Annotated in this window: 14 protein-coding genes; 7 read left to right on the top strand and 7 right to left on the bottom strand. The window is 50.5% G+C overall.

Going from position 1 to position 17001, the window contains the following annotated elements; translation table 11 throughout:
- Positions 1-196: 196 nt before the first annotated feature.
- A complete protein-coding gene (locus H6750_08440; GenBank protein ID MCB9774337.1) occupies positions 197-1573 on the top strand; it encodes a hypothetical protein in 1377 nt (458 codons plus the stop codon).
- A 312-nt stretch (positions 1574-1885) separates the two neighbouring features.
- Here the strand turns inward: H6750_08440 and H6750_08445 are convergent, their stop codons facing one another.
- On the bottom strand, positions 1886-2590 hold the full coding sequence (locus H6750_08445; GenBank protein ID MCB9774338.1) for a hypothetical protein: 705 nt from the start codon (positions 2588-2590) through the stop codon (positions 1886-1888).
- Positions 2591-2787: 197 nt separating this feature from the next.
- Between H6750_08445 and H6750_08450 the strand changes: the two genes are divergently transcribed.
- Positions 2788-6219, top strand: a complete 3432-nt coding sequence (locus H6750_08450; GenBank protein ID MCB9774339.1) for a cellobiose phosphorylase — start codon at positions 2788-2790, stop codon at positions 6217-6219.
- A 704-nt stretch (positions 6220-6923) separates the two neighbouring features.
- Here H6750_08450 and H6750_08455 read toward each other — a convergent pair.
- From H6750_08455 to H6750_08465, 3 genes are read right to left on the bottom strand one after another with little or no spacing between them, the layout of a single operon-like run.
- Complete coding sequence (locus H6750_08455; protein MCB9774340.1) at positions 6924-7139, bottom strand: addiction module protein; 216 nt, start codon at positions 7137-7139, stop codon at positions 6924-6926.
- A 21-nt stretch (positions 7140-7160) separates the two neighbouring features.
- Complete coding sequence (locus H6750_08460) at positions 7161-7424, bottom strand: type II toxin-antitoxin system HicA family toxin (GenBank protein MCB9774341.1); 264 nt, start codon at positions 7422-7424, stop codon at positions 7161-7163.
- Positions 7424-7651: a type II toxin-antitoxin system HicB family antitoxin gene (locus tag H6750_08465; GenBank protein ID MCB9774342.1), complete on the bottom strand. Its 228-nt coding sequence runs from the start codon at positions 7649-7651 to the stop codon at positions 7424-7426. Before H6750_08465 ends, H6750_08460 begins: the two co-directional genes overlap by 1 nt.
- Positions 7652-7982: 331 nt before the next feature.
- Between H6750_08465 and H6750_08470 the strand changes: the two genes are divergently transcribed.
- From H6750_08470 to H6750_08480, 3 genes are all read left to right on the top strand, one after another.
- Positions 7983-8405, top strand: coding sequence for a hypothetical protein (locus H6750_08470; protein MCB9774343.1), 423 nt, complete (start codon positions 7983-7985; stop codon positions 8403-8405).
- Positions 8406-8700: 295 nt separating this feature from the next.
- The gene (locus H6750_08475) at positions 8701-9564 is read left to right on the top strand and encodes a glycosyltransferase (protein MCB9774344.1); all 864 of its coding nucleotides are present in this window, start codon (positions 8701-8703) and stop codon (positions 9562-9564) included.
- Positions 9565-9976: 412 nt separating this feature from the next.
- Positions 9977-10996, top strand: coding sequence for an adenosine deaminase (locus H6750_08480; protein MCB9774345.1), 1020 nt, complete (start codon positions 9977-9979; stop codon positions 10994-10996).
- A gap of 138 nt (positions 10997-11134) precedes the next feature.
- Here H6750_08480 and hpt read toward each other — a convergent pair whose 3' ends face one another.
- Positions 11135-11680, bottom strand: a complete 546-nt coding sequence (gene hpt / locus H6750_08485) for a hypoxanthine phosphoribosyltransferase (protein ID MCB9774346.1) — start codon at positions 11678-11680, stop codon at positions 11135-11137.
- A gap of 686 nt (positions 11681-12366) precedes the next feature.
- On the opposite strand from hpt, the gene H6750_08490 reads away from it, so the two are divergent.
- Entirely contained in the window at positions 12367-12993 is a 627-nt protein-coding gene (locus H6750_08490; GenBank protein ID MCB9774347.1) for a hypothetical protein, read from the top strand.
- 303 nt (positions 12994-13296) lie between these two features.
- On the opposite strand, the gene H6750_08495 is transcribed toward H6750_08490, so the two are convergent.
- A complete protein-coding gene (locus H6750_08495) occupies positions 13297-13755 on the bottom strand; it encodes an SPASM domain-containing protein (GenBank protein MCB9774348.1) in 459 nt (152 codons plus the stop codon).
- Positions 13756-14228: 473 nt separating this feature from the next.
- Between H6750_08495 and H6750_08500 the strand changes: the two genes are divergently transcribed.
- A complete protein-coding gene (locus H6750_08500) occupies positions 14229-14600 on the top strand; it encodes a response regulator (protein MCB9774349.1) in 372 nt (123 codons plus the stop codon).
- Positions 14601-14864: 264 nt separating this feature from the next.
- Here the strand turns inward: H6750_08500 and H6750_08505 are convergent, their stop codons facing one another.
- Positions 14865-16997, bottom strand: coding sequence for a fused MFS/spermidine synthase (locus H6750_08505; protein ID MCB9774350.1), 2133 nt, complete (start codon positions 16995-16997; stop codon positions 14865-14867).
- Positions 16998-17001: the final 4 nt, after the last annotated feature.

A 17001-nucleotide genomic window follows, 5' to 3' on the forward strand; every position in this document is an offset into this window, starting at 1 on the left:
TGGCTGGACTTTCTGCGTTTCTCCATGACACGCTTTCTCGCCTCGTATGACGCTTTCCAGATGTGTCCAGGAAATCGGGGATAGACCACCCTGAGTTTTAACTTTAGGAGAGACTTTTTCTCATTTTAAATCTAAAATACATTTTTCAAATTCCTCCTTCAGGCAAGATCCTTCATACAGTCAGGGTTTTTGTGAAATGCCACTGAATGAAACACTCGTAAAATTTCTTCAGGAAACAGCAAAGGGACTAGGACATTTTTGTCAACAGTATGAAACACCTCTTAGAGCTTTTTTAGCAATGGTTCAAGACCCAGAAGATTTTCAGAAAATTGAAGAAGTTGACCTTAGTGCAGACTATATCAACTCTCATTTAGATAATATTCTCTCTCAAGACGACTTCCTTCGGAAGTGTTGTGGGGATAAGGACAAACTAGCCCATGTTTTTGATATTCTCTTCTTTAGTAGAATATCTGATGCATATGAACCTTACTCACTTGTTTCCTTGGAACTCCCAAATCCAAATCTAATTGCCGAAAAGATCAAAGAACTTGACTCCCAAATTTATGGGCAAGGATCCTTTGAAAAGAAAGCCTATTTTCACCTTTTTAATTTCTGTGCTGACCCAAATTACCTTCCCCAAGCACCCTACCCTGACTGGACCTTCGAAAAATTAGGGTGGAGAGCAAAAGCACAATTATTGGGAGAAGTGGGTTATAGGAGTTTTTTGAGTCCACCTGGCACCGGGGATCATTTCCTGGTTGTTACTGACCATGAAGGCTTTGAATCGGAATCACTAGATGATTGGTTAAACCGCCGCATGAACGATTGTCTTCCTTTTTTACAAGTCCTTCAATATGCCAAAGATGCAATTATAGACATTGATTATGTGGTTCCTCATTTCAATCCACCCTGGGTAAATCAATTGCAGCGAGGAGGGTTACCTTATTTGGGAACTCCTAGGAAGGACGAACCCTCTAATGCTTTATGGTATTACATGCTTCCTTACGAAACAGAGCTTATTCAGTCAATTTGGCTATTTTATAAAAAACATGAGGATAAGATTTTAACAAGCCAAAATTCCCTCAGAAAGGCGATAAGAATTGCGGGTGCCTTTTATGAAGACAGTCATAAAAAAATAAATAGAATAGAACAGTTCGCAAATCTTATTATTGCATTAGAGGCACTTTACACACCTTCTGATCAGGCTGAGCACACATTTAGGATTTCCCAGAGTTGTGCCGTATTATTAGAAGAGACCCTTAGTTCACGAGAAAGCACCTTCGAATTTCTTAGGGCAATGTTTAAGAAGCGGGGCAAGTTGTTTCATGGTCAATATGATTTATCCAATGAAGACCCTCAAAGTTTTATCAGCGATGAGGATTTAACAAAACTTATTGCTATTGTAAGAATTTCTATCCTAAAATTTTTGAGTCTCCTCCTCAATGGAGAAAATAACTTGAACGATGTTCGAAAAGACCTTGAGCGAGCTATTCTAGATGAGATCTTTCGTCCTGAATTCCTAAAAAAGACTAATTATGAATTACTCATACATTCCGAAGATGTCTTGGAATAATCACCCCCCCTACTCCCCAACCACCTGGTTATAAACCAGGAGATTTTCATACACGCGGGTGTGAGAGCAGCAGGGATATGATAGGCAAGGAAACTTACCGTTTCTGTGGTTGCACACCCTTCCACGTAAGTAATAGGTCCGCAAGGCAAATATTGCCCTCACGGCTTACACATCCCCCTGCTTTGGGTTGGGAGTGGTTCAGGCCAAATCACGCAATGCATTAGCGGCAGACCGCAAACGTCGCCAGTGGCTTGCACGACTGCTTGGGCATGTTGGGCGACATCTCACTGTACGCGACAAATCTTCCCGGCCTCACCGGCCTTCGTCTTCCACGGCCACGGCGATTACGATGAGAACTGAATAATCTTGCTTCTTGCAGCCCTCGACTGGAGGCATCGCCCCACCTGGTGCGACCGGAAACGCAGTCTGCTGCACGCTTGCCGGAGAACACGAACCCTCACTGCTCGTCGGTGTATAGCGCGCGGAGCGGCACCTCAGGTGCGTCACGTCATAGAGCGTCGCCTGGTCGGCAAGCTCCCAACGACTATTTCCATTCTTGTCGGCGGGATGAATGGTCAGCATGGTCGTGACCTCGCGGTCACCCGTGACCAGGTATTTGCCGGGAGGTATCGGAAATGTCGGCTGCTCCATGATGAGGCCGTGTTCCTCCAGCCACCAGTCTGTGTGGTCGAATTTCCAGCGTGCCGGGGCGACGCCCCCTGCCTCCTCCAACTCTTCCAAGCGGCTTAACCGCACTCCCCGGGGGCCCGGATCCAGCGGCCAGAGCCCCCACGACTCCGCGCCGTTCCCGGAGGTTGCATCCGGATCACCCAATGCGGCGATGTACTGCGTCGAAATGCGCTGAAACTTTGGCTGACCTCCGCCTGCGGCATAAACCGATTGACCTAAGCCGGCTATCATCACAAACAATGCCGTCGCAAGGCATGCGCGGCCAATCAGGAGCATCATTCCGCAAATCGGCAACCAAATAGTATTTCGCTGTAAAGGGATTCGCACTCTGAGTATCCTGGGATTTGAAATCATAAATTGACTTTCCTCCTTGGATGGGAAGGAACTCCCCAAATAGGTTAGGCTGTATAGCCTAACGCCAACTATAGCGGACTGACAAACTTGTGCTGCGAGTTTGTCAGTCCGTGTTAATTATGTTGTTATGCGGTCCTCAACTATTTGTGACAGAACCCTCGGGAGACACTATGTCGACATTTCGATCACGGTACGAGCTTGAAACGATTGAGCTAGCCAACTCATCCGGGCTTTCCTTTGCGTTTTTTCAGAATGGCGGGTTATTCCGGGCCATGTGTCAGGATGTGATGATTAATCAGATACTTGGCAACCCGGTTGAAGGGTCATTGAACAATATCTATGTACGCCTCCGCACGGTTGATGCGATCACGTTTGTCCCGCTGATCGGACCCCAATCATCTAGCACGTTCGCATACGCACAAGACCAAGCCAGATGGCAGGGGCGCTGGAAGGATCTGGCATATACCTGTTCACTGACGCTCCACCCGGAGGCACCGCTGTGGTTTTGGACCATCGACATTCACAACACCGCTTCGACGGATCGTCTCTGCGATGTGATCTATACCCAGGATATCGGCCTGGCCCACGAAGGGGCGGTCCGTAACAATGAAGCCTATTGCAGCCACTACATTGATCATCATGTTCTGACCCACCATCAATACGGACCTGTTGTCTGTTCACGCCAGAATCAGGCCTGCGGAGATCACCATCCCTGGTTGATGCAGGGGAGTACCACTCATACCAGAGGCTTCGTGACAGATGGTCTGGCCTTTTTTGGGTTGTCGTATAAACACACCAATATCCCGGTTGGACTCACACAAGATTGCCTTGTGAGTGTCAAACAGCAATACGAAATGGCCTTCTGCGGTCTGCAATCCGATATCCTCCGGATTGCTCCCGGCGAATCCCGATCGGTCACATTTTACGCAGAATATGTCCCCCACCATCCGGATCCCACCCAGGCCAGTGATGCCGACCGTATTCAGCCCACGATAACCCGTATCGAACGATTACACGCTCAATCACCCCATCGCGTGTACACAACGCAACCAGCCGCCAACACGATCTTGCACAATCTGACAATGGTGACCGGACAGGATGTAACCGACGACGAGGTTCAAGGCCTGTATCCGGATCGGCGGCGCCAGGAGGAAGTCCAGGACGGAAGGTTGTTGTCGTTTTTCTATGGGGATGCCACCCACGTGGTGTTACCAGCCAAAGAGCTCCTCGTCGAACGCCCACACGGCCATATCATGCGTAGCGGGAGCGCCAGGATTCCCCAGGACGATGGACTGAGTTCCACCACGCATATGGCCGGTATCTTTCACTCTCATCTCACCATTGGCAATACGTCGTTCAACAAACTGTTGTCTATTACGAGAACGCCCTTCAACATCTTCAAAACGAGCGGCCTGCGCGTGTTCATTAAGCGAGGCGCCACGTATCATCTTCTCGGGATGCCCTCGTGTTATGAAATCGGCTTGCACTCCTGCCGATGGCGGTACAAGACCGATCAGGGATGGATTGTGGTCGATACCTGGGTCAGCCCCGAAGACGCCGTCGCGTTTGTGAGGATTGAGTCCGATCAGCCCAAAAATTTTGTCATCCTCAGCAATCTGGTTTTAGGCAACCATGAGCTGGATCATCAAGGCCATATCGATATTGACGCCCGGACCGCAACCGCCACCTTGCGCCCACATGCCACTACGGACATGGCTCAACGATATCCGGATTCCATTTTCTTCATCACCACGTCAGAGCCGGCCAAGGTCGAGCACATCGGGACCGATGAAGATTTATTTTCCGATCGCCAGTCCCGTGGACTCCCCTATCTTACATTTCGTACTAGGCCGGTGCAGACGTTTTCGTTGGCGATCACCGGTTCCATCATTAACGCCGAACAGGCAAAGACGTTATGCAAGAAATATCAAGCCCGGCCTGCCAATCTGCAGCAAGACCAACAGGCTGGTTGGTCATTTTGGCAATCACTCGGCAGACATTTTCACCTCTCACTCCCCAGGACAAACCCGCTTTGTGACAAACTCAATGACATCTTTTACTGGTACGCCCACAATGCCATGGTGCACCTCACAATCCCCCATGGTCTCGAACAATTTTCCGGTGCGGCATGGGGTGTCCGCGATGTCTGCCAAGGCCCGATCGAACTCCTGTTAGCCACCCAACACCATCCTGAAGCGAAGCACATCCTGTTAACGGTCTTTGCCCAGCAATATGAAAAGACGGCTGATTGGCCACAGTGGTTTATGTTTGACCGGTTCGCCACTATCCAGCATCCGGAGAGCCATGGTGACATCATCCTTTGGCCCTTAAAAGCGCTGGCGATGTATCTCGAAGCCAGTAATGATTTCAGTATCCTGGACATCGAGCTACCCTATACTGAGATACCAACATTTGTTCGCAGTCCCAACCGTTCGACTCTATTACGCCATGTTCGGCGCACAATTGAGGCCATCGAATCCCGCTTTATCCGAGGTACGGCATTATCAGCCTACGGTGCCGGAGATTGGGACGATACCCTTCAACCGGCTCAATCCGCCATGCGCGAGCATATGGTCAGCACCTGGACGGTCGCCTTAACCTATCAAGTGTTCCAACAATTGGCCGCCGCCTTTAAGCAGGCCGGGCTCAATGCCGATGAAGAACGGCTGCTCCAGTTAGCCCGGCGCATCAAAGCAGACTTTAATCAGCATCTTCTACCGGATGAGGTCGTGAGCGGATTTGGCTATCGGCACCCCGATGGCTGGTTCGAACCCATCATTCACCCAAGCGATACGCGCACGAAGATTCACTACCGGCTGCTGCCGATGACCCGCAGCATAATTGGCGAGTTATTCACCCCTGAGCAAGTGCAGGATCACCTGCGGCTCATCGAGTCTCATTTACGTTTTCCGGACGGTGTCCGCCTTATGAACAAACCCGTGCCCTATCAAGGCGGGGTACGAGTGCTTTTCCGCCGGGCCGAAGAGTCGGCCCATTTCGGGCGTGAAATCGGTTTGCAATATGTCCACGCCCACATCCGCTATATCGAAGCGATGTGCAAAATCGGCCAGGCCCAAAAAGCCTACGATGCGATCTTGCAGATTGTACCGATCACAATTCAGGATCAGGTAGCCAATGCGGCCACACGGCAGAGCAATGCCTACTTCAGCAGCTCGGATGCGGACGTACGGGATCGTGCTGAGGCGGAACAGCTCTGGGATACCCTGCGGTCAGGTCAGGTTCGGGTGAAAGGGGGCTGGCGCATCTACTCCAGCGGACCCGGGATCTTGATCAATCAAATCGTCAGCAATTTTTTGGGCTTGAGACTGTCGTATGACGATGTGGTCATTGATCCCGTCCTTCCCAAACAACTGGATGGCTTACAATTTACCTTTGTCATCAATGAAAAACCCATCACCGTGATCTTCTCAATCGGAAGTGATGCCCCGGCGATGGTACAAACCGTCACCATCAATGGAACCGAAATGGGATTGAGGCGCGATCACAATCCCTACCGCCCAGGCGGGGTCCGGATACCACGCGCAGAGGTTTACCGCCTCCTGACCGACGGTCCCAATCGCATTCTTATCAGCGTAGGCTAAACCAATTTCCGGCGAAGACTGCCGACATCACCGGCCGTCGGCAGCCACGGCCACAGCGATCACGAAGAGCATCGCATAGTCTGGCTTCTTACAACCCGCGCCTGCAGGCACACCCTCCCTCAAACCACCGGAAGCGCCGTCTGCTGCAGGCTTGCCGGAGAACACGCCCCATCACCGGTCGCTATGTATAGCGCGCGGAACGGCACGCCAAGTGCGCTACGTCATAGAGCGTCGCCTGGTCAGTAAGCTCCCAACGCCTATTTCCGTTCTGTTCGGGGATCAGGAGCATCCTTCCGCGAGTTGGCAACAACATGGAATCTTGCTGCAAAGCGGTTCGCACTTTGAGCACTCTAAGATTGTCGCCGTCTCCCGGCCCGCAGATGGGCCGTCGCTTCGTCGTCGTGGTTAGGCATCAAGTCGCTGGTTGATATAGGTCGGGTCCTGAAACCCATGGATGACCGCGAGTACTTGTACGGTCTGCTCGTCGAAAGTATAGAACACAAGGTACGGAAACTTATGTGTGACTGCTCTTCAGATGTCCGGCTCTACTTCCTGATACAGAAATGGATTTGGTAGAATTCGATCGCAGGCAAGTTTAATTTCGTCCATAAATCGCCTGCCAAGACCGTTTTGCTTTTCCTCATAGGAGAGCTAGCCGTGGAGAATGTCTACCTCCGCCTCCTTGGTAACGATGAGCTTGCGACTCATTCGTTCAAAATGCGGCGTTTAACGTCTTCCCACGGCGATCCAGCGCCTGGATTCGCCCGATAGGCAGCCAACCGTTTTCGGAGAAGCTGCCGTGTGGCATCAGTCAGTTCGATCTGCTCTGGGCATTCGGCGATACTGTCCCAGATCTCTGTAACTAGTTGAATACGTTCAGGAACTGACAATTCGAGGGCATCAGTAGCAGTGATTTTCATGACTTGAAATTAGCACAATATTCAAAAATGTTCCAGATACTGGCGTCCACAAGCTACCCTGGCGCCTACCGGTGTCCACGCTTGAGCCGGGGGCCGCAGCCAAATCGCTTCGAGCCACGTATACTGAGTTCCCCGTGCGACTTCAGGATGGTCAGGGATGGAAAGAGTTGCGAGATGGCCGGGTTTAGTCAAAATATAGCTCGCGCGTTGACGGACGACCTCCCAGTCCGGTTTTTGAAAGGTTTTGACAACTGCGGCAGGACGGAGAACTGGGACCGGTGGCATTACACTGTGACTTCAATCTCACGGGTTGTCACCGTCAACGGCACCCCCTTCTCTGATCGCACCCCCAGGCACTCTTTGATGGCTTCGTGAATATTTTCCTGGGCTTCTTCTTCGGTTTTGCCCTGACTCATGCAGCCTGGAATGGCGGAACAGTCGGCAATATAGATACCATCTTCATCTCGTGTAATCGTTATGGTGAATGTCCTTGATTTTACCCCCTGCGACAAATATCCGACACTACAAACTAAAAAACAAATTTTGACCGATTGACATCCGAGGTCCGTGGTAAAGAAAAACAGCTGTTTTTCCGTCATCTATTAAGCCGGGATGAGTTATGTATCACCAATTAACTTGGCCCCGCCTATTCTGTTGATGAGCAAGGCATTGTGAGTCCGACAGAACTAAAGGACGTCGTTCGAAAATGATCATCACAACAACCAGCAAACCGTATTTTGATTTCGTTGACTTGCCCTCACTCAGTATGCGATTTTTTTAGTGGGTCGCACGTTCAAATTGTTTTGGAGGAACCATTTTTAACCTTATTGATTAAGGAACATCATGGTGGTGAAAAGATTTCTCCGGTCTTTCTCCCTGGCAAGGGCAGCTTCTCTCATAATGACGTGGGTCTTGTTGCTCTATGGGAGCGGTGGACAAGCAGCAGGCGCGGCCTCTCCCGCCACGCAAAAATCCTCCGTGGTTCCCCAGCAGGGTTATGCCCCTCCCGGCTATAATCCGCCACAGCCGGGGTACGAATACGTTCCCAACCCCCGGCACAATATCTACAGACCCTTTGAAGAAAATTACGGAGGGCCCACCTACATTCAACGGAAAGCTCAAGCTCCCTACGTGACGGAATATGGGGAACCCGTTTTGGAGGAATGGCAGTATTCCGGTGGCTACCAGGGAGCATTAAACCGTGGAGAAATCCACTATCAACCCGGGTCCGGGTACAACACCCCCACTCCAGTCAGGGGGCAATGAACGGGCAGGTGTTGTCGAACACTCGGAATGAGGATCAACAAACCCGTCCAGTCCTGCCACATCTACTACCCCGTCTTTCAAAAATTCATGCCTTCATGGCCAGGATGAAACCGTTCAAGGATCTGCAATGTCGGTGGCTACTACAGAAGATGCGGCTGGATGTGGATTGGGCATAAGACGTTCATTATTCGTTTGGCCTCAACATCAGGAAGGGAGATGTCGATGGCTGTGGATACATCTTTGATCACTAGACAGCACCATTATTTCCTTTTACCTTTCAGGTCATTGGCAAATTATGATCCGGGTTTCTGTCATCGTTCCTTTTTATAATTCAGAGCGGTATATCAAGGGATGTATCGAAGGGTTGCTTCAGCAAAGCTATCCTCGGGAACAATATGAAATTCTCATGATCGATAATAATTCTACGGATACCTCCGCTGAAACAGTGCGACAATATCCCGGCATTCAATTGCTGCACGAAAGGATACAGGGCTCGTATGCCGCGAGGAATCGAGGGCTTCGGGAAGCGAAGGGCGAAGTTATGGCCTTTATTGATGCGGATTGTGTCCCCTTCCATGATTGGTTGCACGAAATCATGCTGGCCATGGAGAAGCCGGACCTCAGTATTGTTCTTGGTCGAAGGACATTTGCGGGAGACTCTATTCTTCTGTCTCTGTTTGCAGCCTATGAGGATGAAAAGCACAAATATGTGTTTAATAGCGACAAGCAGGAAATCTATTACGGGCATACGAATAATATGGCGGTGAAGAAAAAACTGTTTGATGAACTCGGTCCATTCGTGGAGCGGCTTCGGGGGAGCGATACGATCTTTGTTCGACACACTGTCAATACATATTCCTGTGAGGTCGTTCGATATTGTCCGCGGATTCAAGTCCGGCATTTGGAAATTGAGAATCTCCGTCAACGGTTCCAAAAATTTTCCATATACGGGCGAACAAACATTGGCACTAGACATGTCGTGTGCCAAAAAACGTTAACCGCTAAGGAAAAATTTCATGTGTTTCGCAACGTCGTTCGCAATCAAGAGTACTCATGGAAGGAATCCCTCGTGCTCATGGGAGTTCTGGGGATGGGTGTTGTTTACTGGGTCCTGGGAAAAATCAAACTCTCCGGACGTGAGCGAGATTCAGTAGAATAATGAAATTTGGATCTCTGACAATGGCGAAAAGGCCTGATTCCCCGCGAGGGCCATATTTTCGGTTCCTACACATTTAACCAATCTTTCAAGGACTCTGTAAAAGTGATAGCCTCGTTGTTTCTGGGGATCTGTTATATTTGTGAGGACCACTCCTGCAAGCTTGCAGAAAGATGATGGGTATACCGATGGGTCGGGATTGAGCGCCGACACCATCGTCTTCGCACCTCCTTTAAATCTACCCCCGCCTGCACGAATCGGGCGCCAACGGTGGAATTGCCAAATGGGTAATACACGGATTCATCACTCAGTATTCCTTCAGCATTCTTATTCCTGGCATAAAATAAAGCATCTGCTCAATTCGATTTGGGAAGATCACGTCAGGACGGACCCTTCACCAATCTCCGGTTAATCCATGAATCAGAACGAACTCGAACAATGGATTCTTGACCTTCCCAAAGTCGAGCTTCACCTTCATATCGAAGGGACCCTCGAACCGGAGTTGATGTTCGATCTCGCCAAACGTAACGGCCTCTCTCTTCCCTTTGCGACAAGTGAGGAACTGAGGCGGGCTTACAACTTTCAAGATCTGCAGTCCTTCTTAAATATCTACTATGAAGGCTCGCAGGTTTTACGACAGGAACGTGATTTCTTTGATCTGACCTGGGCCTATCTGCAACGCATGGCGAAGGAACATGTCCGCCACGTGGAAATCTTTTTTGATCCCCAGGCGCACATGAACCGTGGGGTAGACTTTCACACCGTCATTTCAGGTATACACGCCGCACTCGAACAAGCTCGCACCGAATTGCAGGTCTCTTCCAAACTGATTCCCTGTTTCCTTCGCGATCTTCCTCCCGAATCTGCCAGGCGGACGCTGGAAATGATCCTGGATTATCGAGACTGGGTATGTGCGGTGGGGCTCGATTCTTCCGAGAAGGGGCATCCCCCGGAGCTTTTTCAGGACGTCTTCGATCGCGCACGGTCTGAAGGATTGCTGACCGTGGCTCACGCCGGGGAGGAAGGTCCTCCGGAATATATTTGGCAAGCCTTAGAGCGACTCAAAGTCGTTCGTATCGACCACGGAATCCGTTGCCTTGAGGATGAATCCCTGGTTCAGCATCTGGTTCACACCCAAATTCCCCTCACCGTTTGCCCCCTTTCGAATGTGAAACTCCAAGTGTTCCCCTCACTGGATCGGCATAATTTAAAGCTGCTTCTCCAACAAGGTTTATGCGTGTCAATTCACTCCGATGACCCTGCCTACTTTGGGGGGTACATTACGGACAACTATCTTGCCGCTCAGCGCGCGCTGAATCTCCAGCCAACCGACATTCTTCAATTGGCCAGGAATGGCGTGAAGGCCAGCTTCCTGTCAGACACAAAAAAGGAAAAACTCATGGGTGAAATTCAGGACCATGCCGTAAATCTTTAGCATTCCCGTTTGTAATAGCTTCCATTGGTATTTTCTTCGACGGACTGCTTGGCAGGCATTCAGTTCTGATAGTTTGGATATTTTTTTAAATGGGCGGGACTCACTTTACAGAGCGTTCGTTTGTCGGAAAGATTTATTTTAGCGAGCTTCCCGGCTTTCCCGTTCAACTGCGGCTACATAAGGCAAAGCCCGACCTGCACCTCCCAGGTCCAAGCCATACCCGATGACCCAGACATCCGGAATCTCGAATCCGACGTAGTCGACCTTGAGCGCCACCTGATGGCGGCATGGCTTATCCAAGAGGGTACAGAAACGCACCCAGGCCGGGTGCTGTTGTTTCAGATGTTCATGCACCGCGTGCAACGAAAACCCCGAATCGAAAATATCATCGACGACCAATACCACTTCATCTGTGATATGAGGGAGTTCCTCCCTCAGAAAGCTGACCGACCCGGTGGCCTCACTGGTGCCACCATAGTGTGAAACTTTTAAAAATTCCACTTGTGGCTCGATACCATGGTGTGAAAGATGTCGCACGAGATCAGCCAGGAAGACAAAGCTCCCTGTCAGCAATCCAAGCAGGATGGGTTGTCGGGTCGGCAAATCAGTTGCGATCAGTTTGGCTAATTCGCCAACCCGTGTCTCAATGGTTTTCTCATCAATTAGGACAGAATGAGGAAGCACGAAATCCCTTCTATCAATTCGTGTGTCATGAAATTCTTTGTCTATTATACATAGCCACCACAAGCCAAGGAGACAAAAAATGTCCGGATACCTGAAAAGCCTACCCCCTGGGAACAATCTGATAGCGGGCAGGCTCTTTCTTCGGTTTGTCTTTTATCTGAATGTGAGAATATGCCATCAGGAAAACGGGCAAGACCAGTTAATTCGCGCCGAACGGATCAACAAGGCTCAGCTTCTCAAAGGGTGCACATTAAATTTCCGAGCGCGCTCCACGTGTCTTTCCTTCACAGTCCAATTCCCAAAACTTCACACCAAAAGGGAAACCTTATCAGAATAAAAAATAATGAAGGATTGGAGGATACATACAAGGAAAAAAGAAATGGAACCCCACTCAATTTCGCCGTCGAAAATTTATTTGTACCATTGATATACTGACGATCGTAAGCCTCATGCGGTTCTTAACCATGCAAGGATCAGTTGACAGACACTGACCCACATAATATTCCTGAGCGGTGTCATTTTCGAAAAGTACCTATGCCACCGACAAACGAGCACTGACAATCGTGAGCATATAAAAATGTTGCAAACATGCCCGGGATCTACCTGAGGGACTCGTCGAATAGCCTGGAGGCCTTCGAATTGCATTTGCCAGGATATCCATTTCCATTGAAATTCCAGGCAATCATATGATTTTGACCCGAGTGATTTTTTGTCTTCTGGCGACGGCCATCGCACTGTTAGCTGGATGCGCATCAATGCCCCCCAAGCATCAGGAAAATCTGTGCACGATTTTCGATCAATACCCCGAATGGTACGATGCGGCCAAAAAATCCCAGGAAAGATGGGGCACACCGCCCCATATTCTCATGGCTTTTGTTAAACAGGAGTCGGCGTATCACCACGACGCGTCACCCCCATGGGATTGGTTCCTGTTCATTCCACTCGGACCCCAATCGTCGGCGGAAGGCTATGCCCAGGCGAAGGACGAGACCTGGGAGGAATATGAGGATGAGGCCGGTGGTGTTTTCAATAGCCGCTCAAACATGGAGGACGCCTTGGACTTCATCGGCTGGTACAACGACAAAAGCAGCAGAGAGCTGGGGATTTCCAAGTGGGATCCCAAGCGCCTCTATCTGGCTTACCATGAAGGTCGCAGCGGCTATCGGCGTGGTAGCTACAAGCGAAAGCCGAAGGTCGTGCGCATCGCGAAACGTGTGGATTGGCAAGCCAGGCAATACGGCGCGCAGTTGCGCCAATGCGAACATCGGTTCAGGTGTCGACACTGGTATCAATTCTGGCCATTCTGCAGCTGATACTCCAGCTTCGGATCAGGGCAGGGTATTGTAAGGTAACGGGGACGTTTAGAATCGATTTATCGGCATGGCTTATTGTACAGGATCTGTGAACAACCCTCTTTACCGAATCCCAATCAAAATTTGCTTTATTCGATTACTTTATCTTGCCGCATTCCAATCAGGCCTGTCTGTCTGATATGACCCCTCTGAAAAAGAGTGCCCGCGTTTTAAAAATTACATGGGACAAGCATGTTGGGGTGACCCACTCGCGTTTACACCAGCCATTTTAAATATGAGTGCAAGGAGGAGATTATCTTTGAGTCATTCTCGTGTGATATGACACCGTTCCGTGTATCCCGCCGAAGCCGAGTCTCCTGTCGAGGAAGCACTCTTGGCATAGCAGTCTCCTGCGCAATTATACTTCGCGATGCACCCCTGGCACTTCGGCATATCATGCACATTGAATTTCCCTAAACGATCAATCGCTTTATGATCCAGGACGAATTCACCGTCCTCCTGATTCCACGCTCCATATTGAAACAATTTGGCTCGAGGATCCGAAGGTTGGAGAACTTCGTTACATGAAGTCACAATTCCACGTGAGGTGACCAGAAAGTTGCTCGCATCACTAGCTCCACAAAACGTCTCCCGGTGTTTCAGGGAAGCCGCTAAATAGTGCAGTTGGATTCCAAATCCGGCAGCCACTCGTCTTGCCTCACGGAAATGATCAACGAAGATCTGTCCATCGAGATGGTCAATCTGGTCCTTCAGGCTTGTCACGTTTGTGGCATCGAAGACCGTTTCGAAGTGGAGACTTTTGCATTAGACAGCCAATCTTCTATGCTCCTGAATTTCTTAATATCTATTCCCGGCACAACTTCACGGACATACATTGTCAATTAAAAAAACAACCTCGTCCTCTGCCGACATCCGACCTACTTATGGATAGAGAAACAAAAGAACGTTTTGGGGGTACCCTGTTTTCTTGGCTGGGGAAATCTATACGTTTGGCCACAGTCCACATAATTTGAACGTGTGTTGATGCCCAGCTTTGCCCAACTTTCCCATCTGTGGGAAGTCTCCGTCTGGCAAAACTGCCATATTCCCTCTCCATCACATCCCCTTTGAAATTATTGAAAGAAGAGAATACAGTAAACCCGTTCCGGTAGAGCTCGGTCCGATCAAGGAGACTCGGTCCTTGCTTTACTAAGGATTAAAAGGGTCTCAGCCTTTTCTGGAACAGGTCGTCCATCATGCAACGCATCCTCCTTGTTGATGATCATGAGATGGCCCGGAAAGCCATGAAACATTTTCTTGAGCACCATGGGTATGCCTGTGAGGAAGCCGAACACGGAGCCGCCGCCCTGGCTAAGTTGGATCAAGGACCGAGTGTAGATCTCATCGTTTCCGATAACCACATGCCGGTCATGATCGGCATGGAATTACTCGTCCAGGTGAAAGCCAACCCTCATTTCGGCTCCATCCCTTTCATTCTGTATTCGGGAAATATCACCGACGAGATGTACCAACGGGCAATTGAGGCGGGAGCTCTGGCCGTGCTCAACAAACCGTACAATTTTTCAGATTTTGTCGCGATGGTCAAAAAGGCCCTCAAAACGCCGTAAATCGTGGAGAGGGCACTCCCGGCCTTCGTCATCACCAAAAGGTTGCGAGCAGTTCAGCGTATCCGTGAGGGACCAGATCCCAACCAGAAGCCTACTTTCAGCCTGGAAGCCGGCCATTTTGAAGTATGGGGAGAGGAGAATACCGTCAAAGGAATTCGATCGAAGCACCGATACGATACCCGAAAGGATCCATGAAGCAGGCGCTGAGACATGGTCAAACACCCACAATTATGAGCTACACGAACAATCACGCCAGAAGACAGATCATGGCGCCACCACCTGAAAGAGATTGCTGTAGTCGTCAGTCCAGAAGATTTCCCCGAGGGTGCGCCAGGGTGCAACACGGAAGTTGACGAAGGGGTCTTTTAAAAACGCCTGGTTGGTCGTGACCAGGATCCAATCACTATAGCTATTCCCTTTCTCAGGGTCAGCCACGTCCTTGATCCAGAACGCCTGCTTGCCGAACTCTCTGGCCAAGGCCCGGACCACGGGGCTGAAGTCAAAGTGACGATTCGAGATATGAAGGGCGAGGATCCCGTCGGGTTGTAAATGCTCCCAGTAGAGAGCAAAGGCCTCCCTCGTCAGCAGGTGCACCGGAATGCCGTCCCCGCTGAAGGCATCCACCGCTAAAATATCGAACTGCTGTCGATGTCCGTTCTCCAATTCCCGCTCGAGAGAAATTCGTCCATCTCCAAGGACAACCTGCTGGGCTCCCTTGGCATCTTTGAGAAACGTGAAGTACTCCCTGGCCATTCGTTCCACCTCAGGATTGATTTCATAAAATCGATACGTATCCCCGGGCCTGGCATACACTGCGGTAGTGCCAACCCCCAACCCGATGTTCCCAACCCGCAAGCCTCCTTGCCCTTTCCTGTCCTCGAGGGCGTTCAACCTCAGTTGTTGAGGATGACGGCTGATGGCTAAGCTGATTCCACTGAACGGCCCGTAATAGGCAGTGGGGTACGAGTGCCGGGGGGGAGACAGGAATTGCCTGCCATGGTTGATGCGACCGTGATAGAGGAAACGGCTGGCGGACTTCGTACCTTTATCCGTCTCCTTTATTCGCAGGACACCATAAAAATTACGCGATGTCAGAATAGTACTCGCTTGCTGCTCGTGAATATGCAGTGCCAGAAAACCTGCAAGAGTGGCAATTCCCCCAACAAACACAACCCTTTCTGACCAGAACATGAGTGGCGATCTGAGCGGATCCCTCGTCCGGAACAGACAGATTCCCAGGAGCATCATCGTGGCCACCAGCCCAAAATGAAATTCCCAGTATCCTTGAAAGAGAACGGGTGCGACCAGGTTGACAAACACCCCACCCAACGCTCCCCCTAACGCAACCATGAGATAGAAGGATGTGAGAAATCTGGCGGAAGGCTTCAAGCGAGCCAGTTCGCCATGACACACCATGCAGCAGGCAAAGAGAACGGCCGAGTAGATGAAAATCTGGAGGTAGAGATTGATCTCGGTCTCCGCATATTCCTGGTGCAATAGGTAGACAACTGCGGAGAGCAATACCAGCAACACGGGCACCCAGATCCGTCGGTCGTACCATCGCGGATGATCGAAACACAGAATGAAGGAGATAAGGTAGAGGCCCAGCGGGAGAACCCAAAGAAATGGGATGACCGCGATATCCCGACAAATCTGATTCGTGCTTGCGAGGAGGACCACCGATCCGCAAGCAGCGAGAGCGAGGGTCAAGAGCCTCTCAGGCCGACGCAGCTTCGTGTCTGTTCGAGACTCAGGATTTTCAGAGAATCCACTCCTCGTGGCCAATCGAAACAGCGGCCTGGCGCCCCAGGCGCACATAACCGCGTACAGGCCGTACCCGGCCGACCAGAAGAAGGTCTGCGTGCGCAACCCCATTTGCGGCTCGATAAAAAAAGGATAGGAGACCAATCCCAAGAGTGAGCCCAGATTCGATAATGCAAAAAGCCGATACGGTGACACAGTGGGATGGACCCGGTTGAACCAATGTTGCAGAAGAGGGCCAGAAGCCGAGATGAGGAGAAACGGCACCCCAATGGTCACCATGAGGAGCAGAATAATCGCCAGCATCGGATTTTGTGTGCCATCCGGCTTCCATCCATCCCCTGGGGTGATAGGGAGAAAGACCAGAGAACACACCACCAGACCCAGGTGAACCAGGGCCTGATGCCGAGGAGAGAGGTGGCTTGCGAGAAGATGGGCATAGGCATACCCGACCAGTAGAAAGACCTGAAAGAAAAGCATGCACGTCGTCCAGACCGCCGGGGTGCCTCCAAACCAGGGAAGAATATACCGGGCGATGATGGGCTCTACTTGAAACAACAGAAATGCACTGAGAAAAATCGCAACGGCATACGGAAGGACAGACACCTGGGGCATTTTTGGTGGAAAGAAAGTCATGGCC

The sequence above is a fragment of the Nitrospiraceae bacterium genome (genome assembly GCA_020632595.1).
Lineage (GTDB): Bacteria > Nitrospirota > Nitrospiria > Nitrospirales > UBA8639 > Nitrospira_E.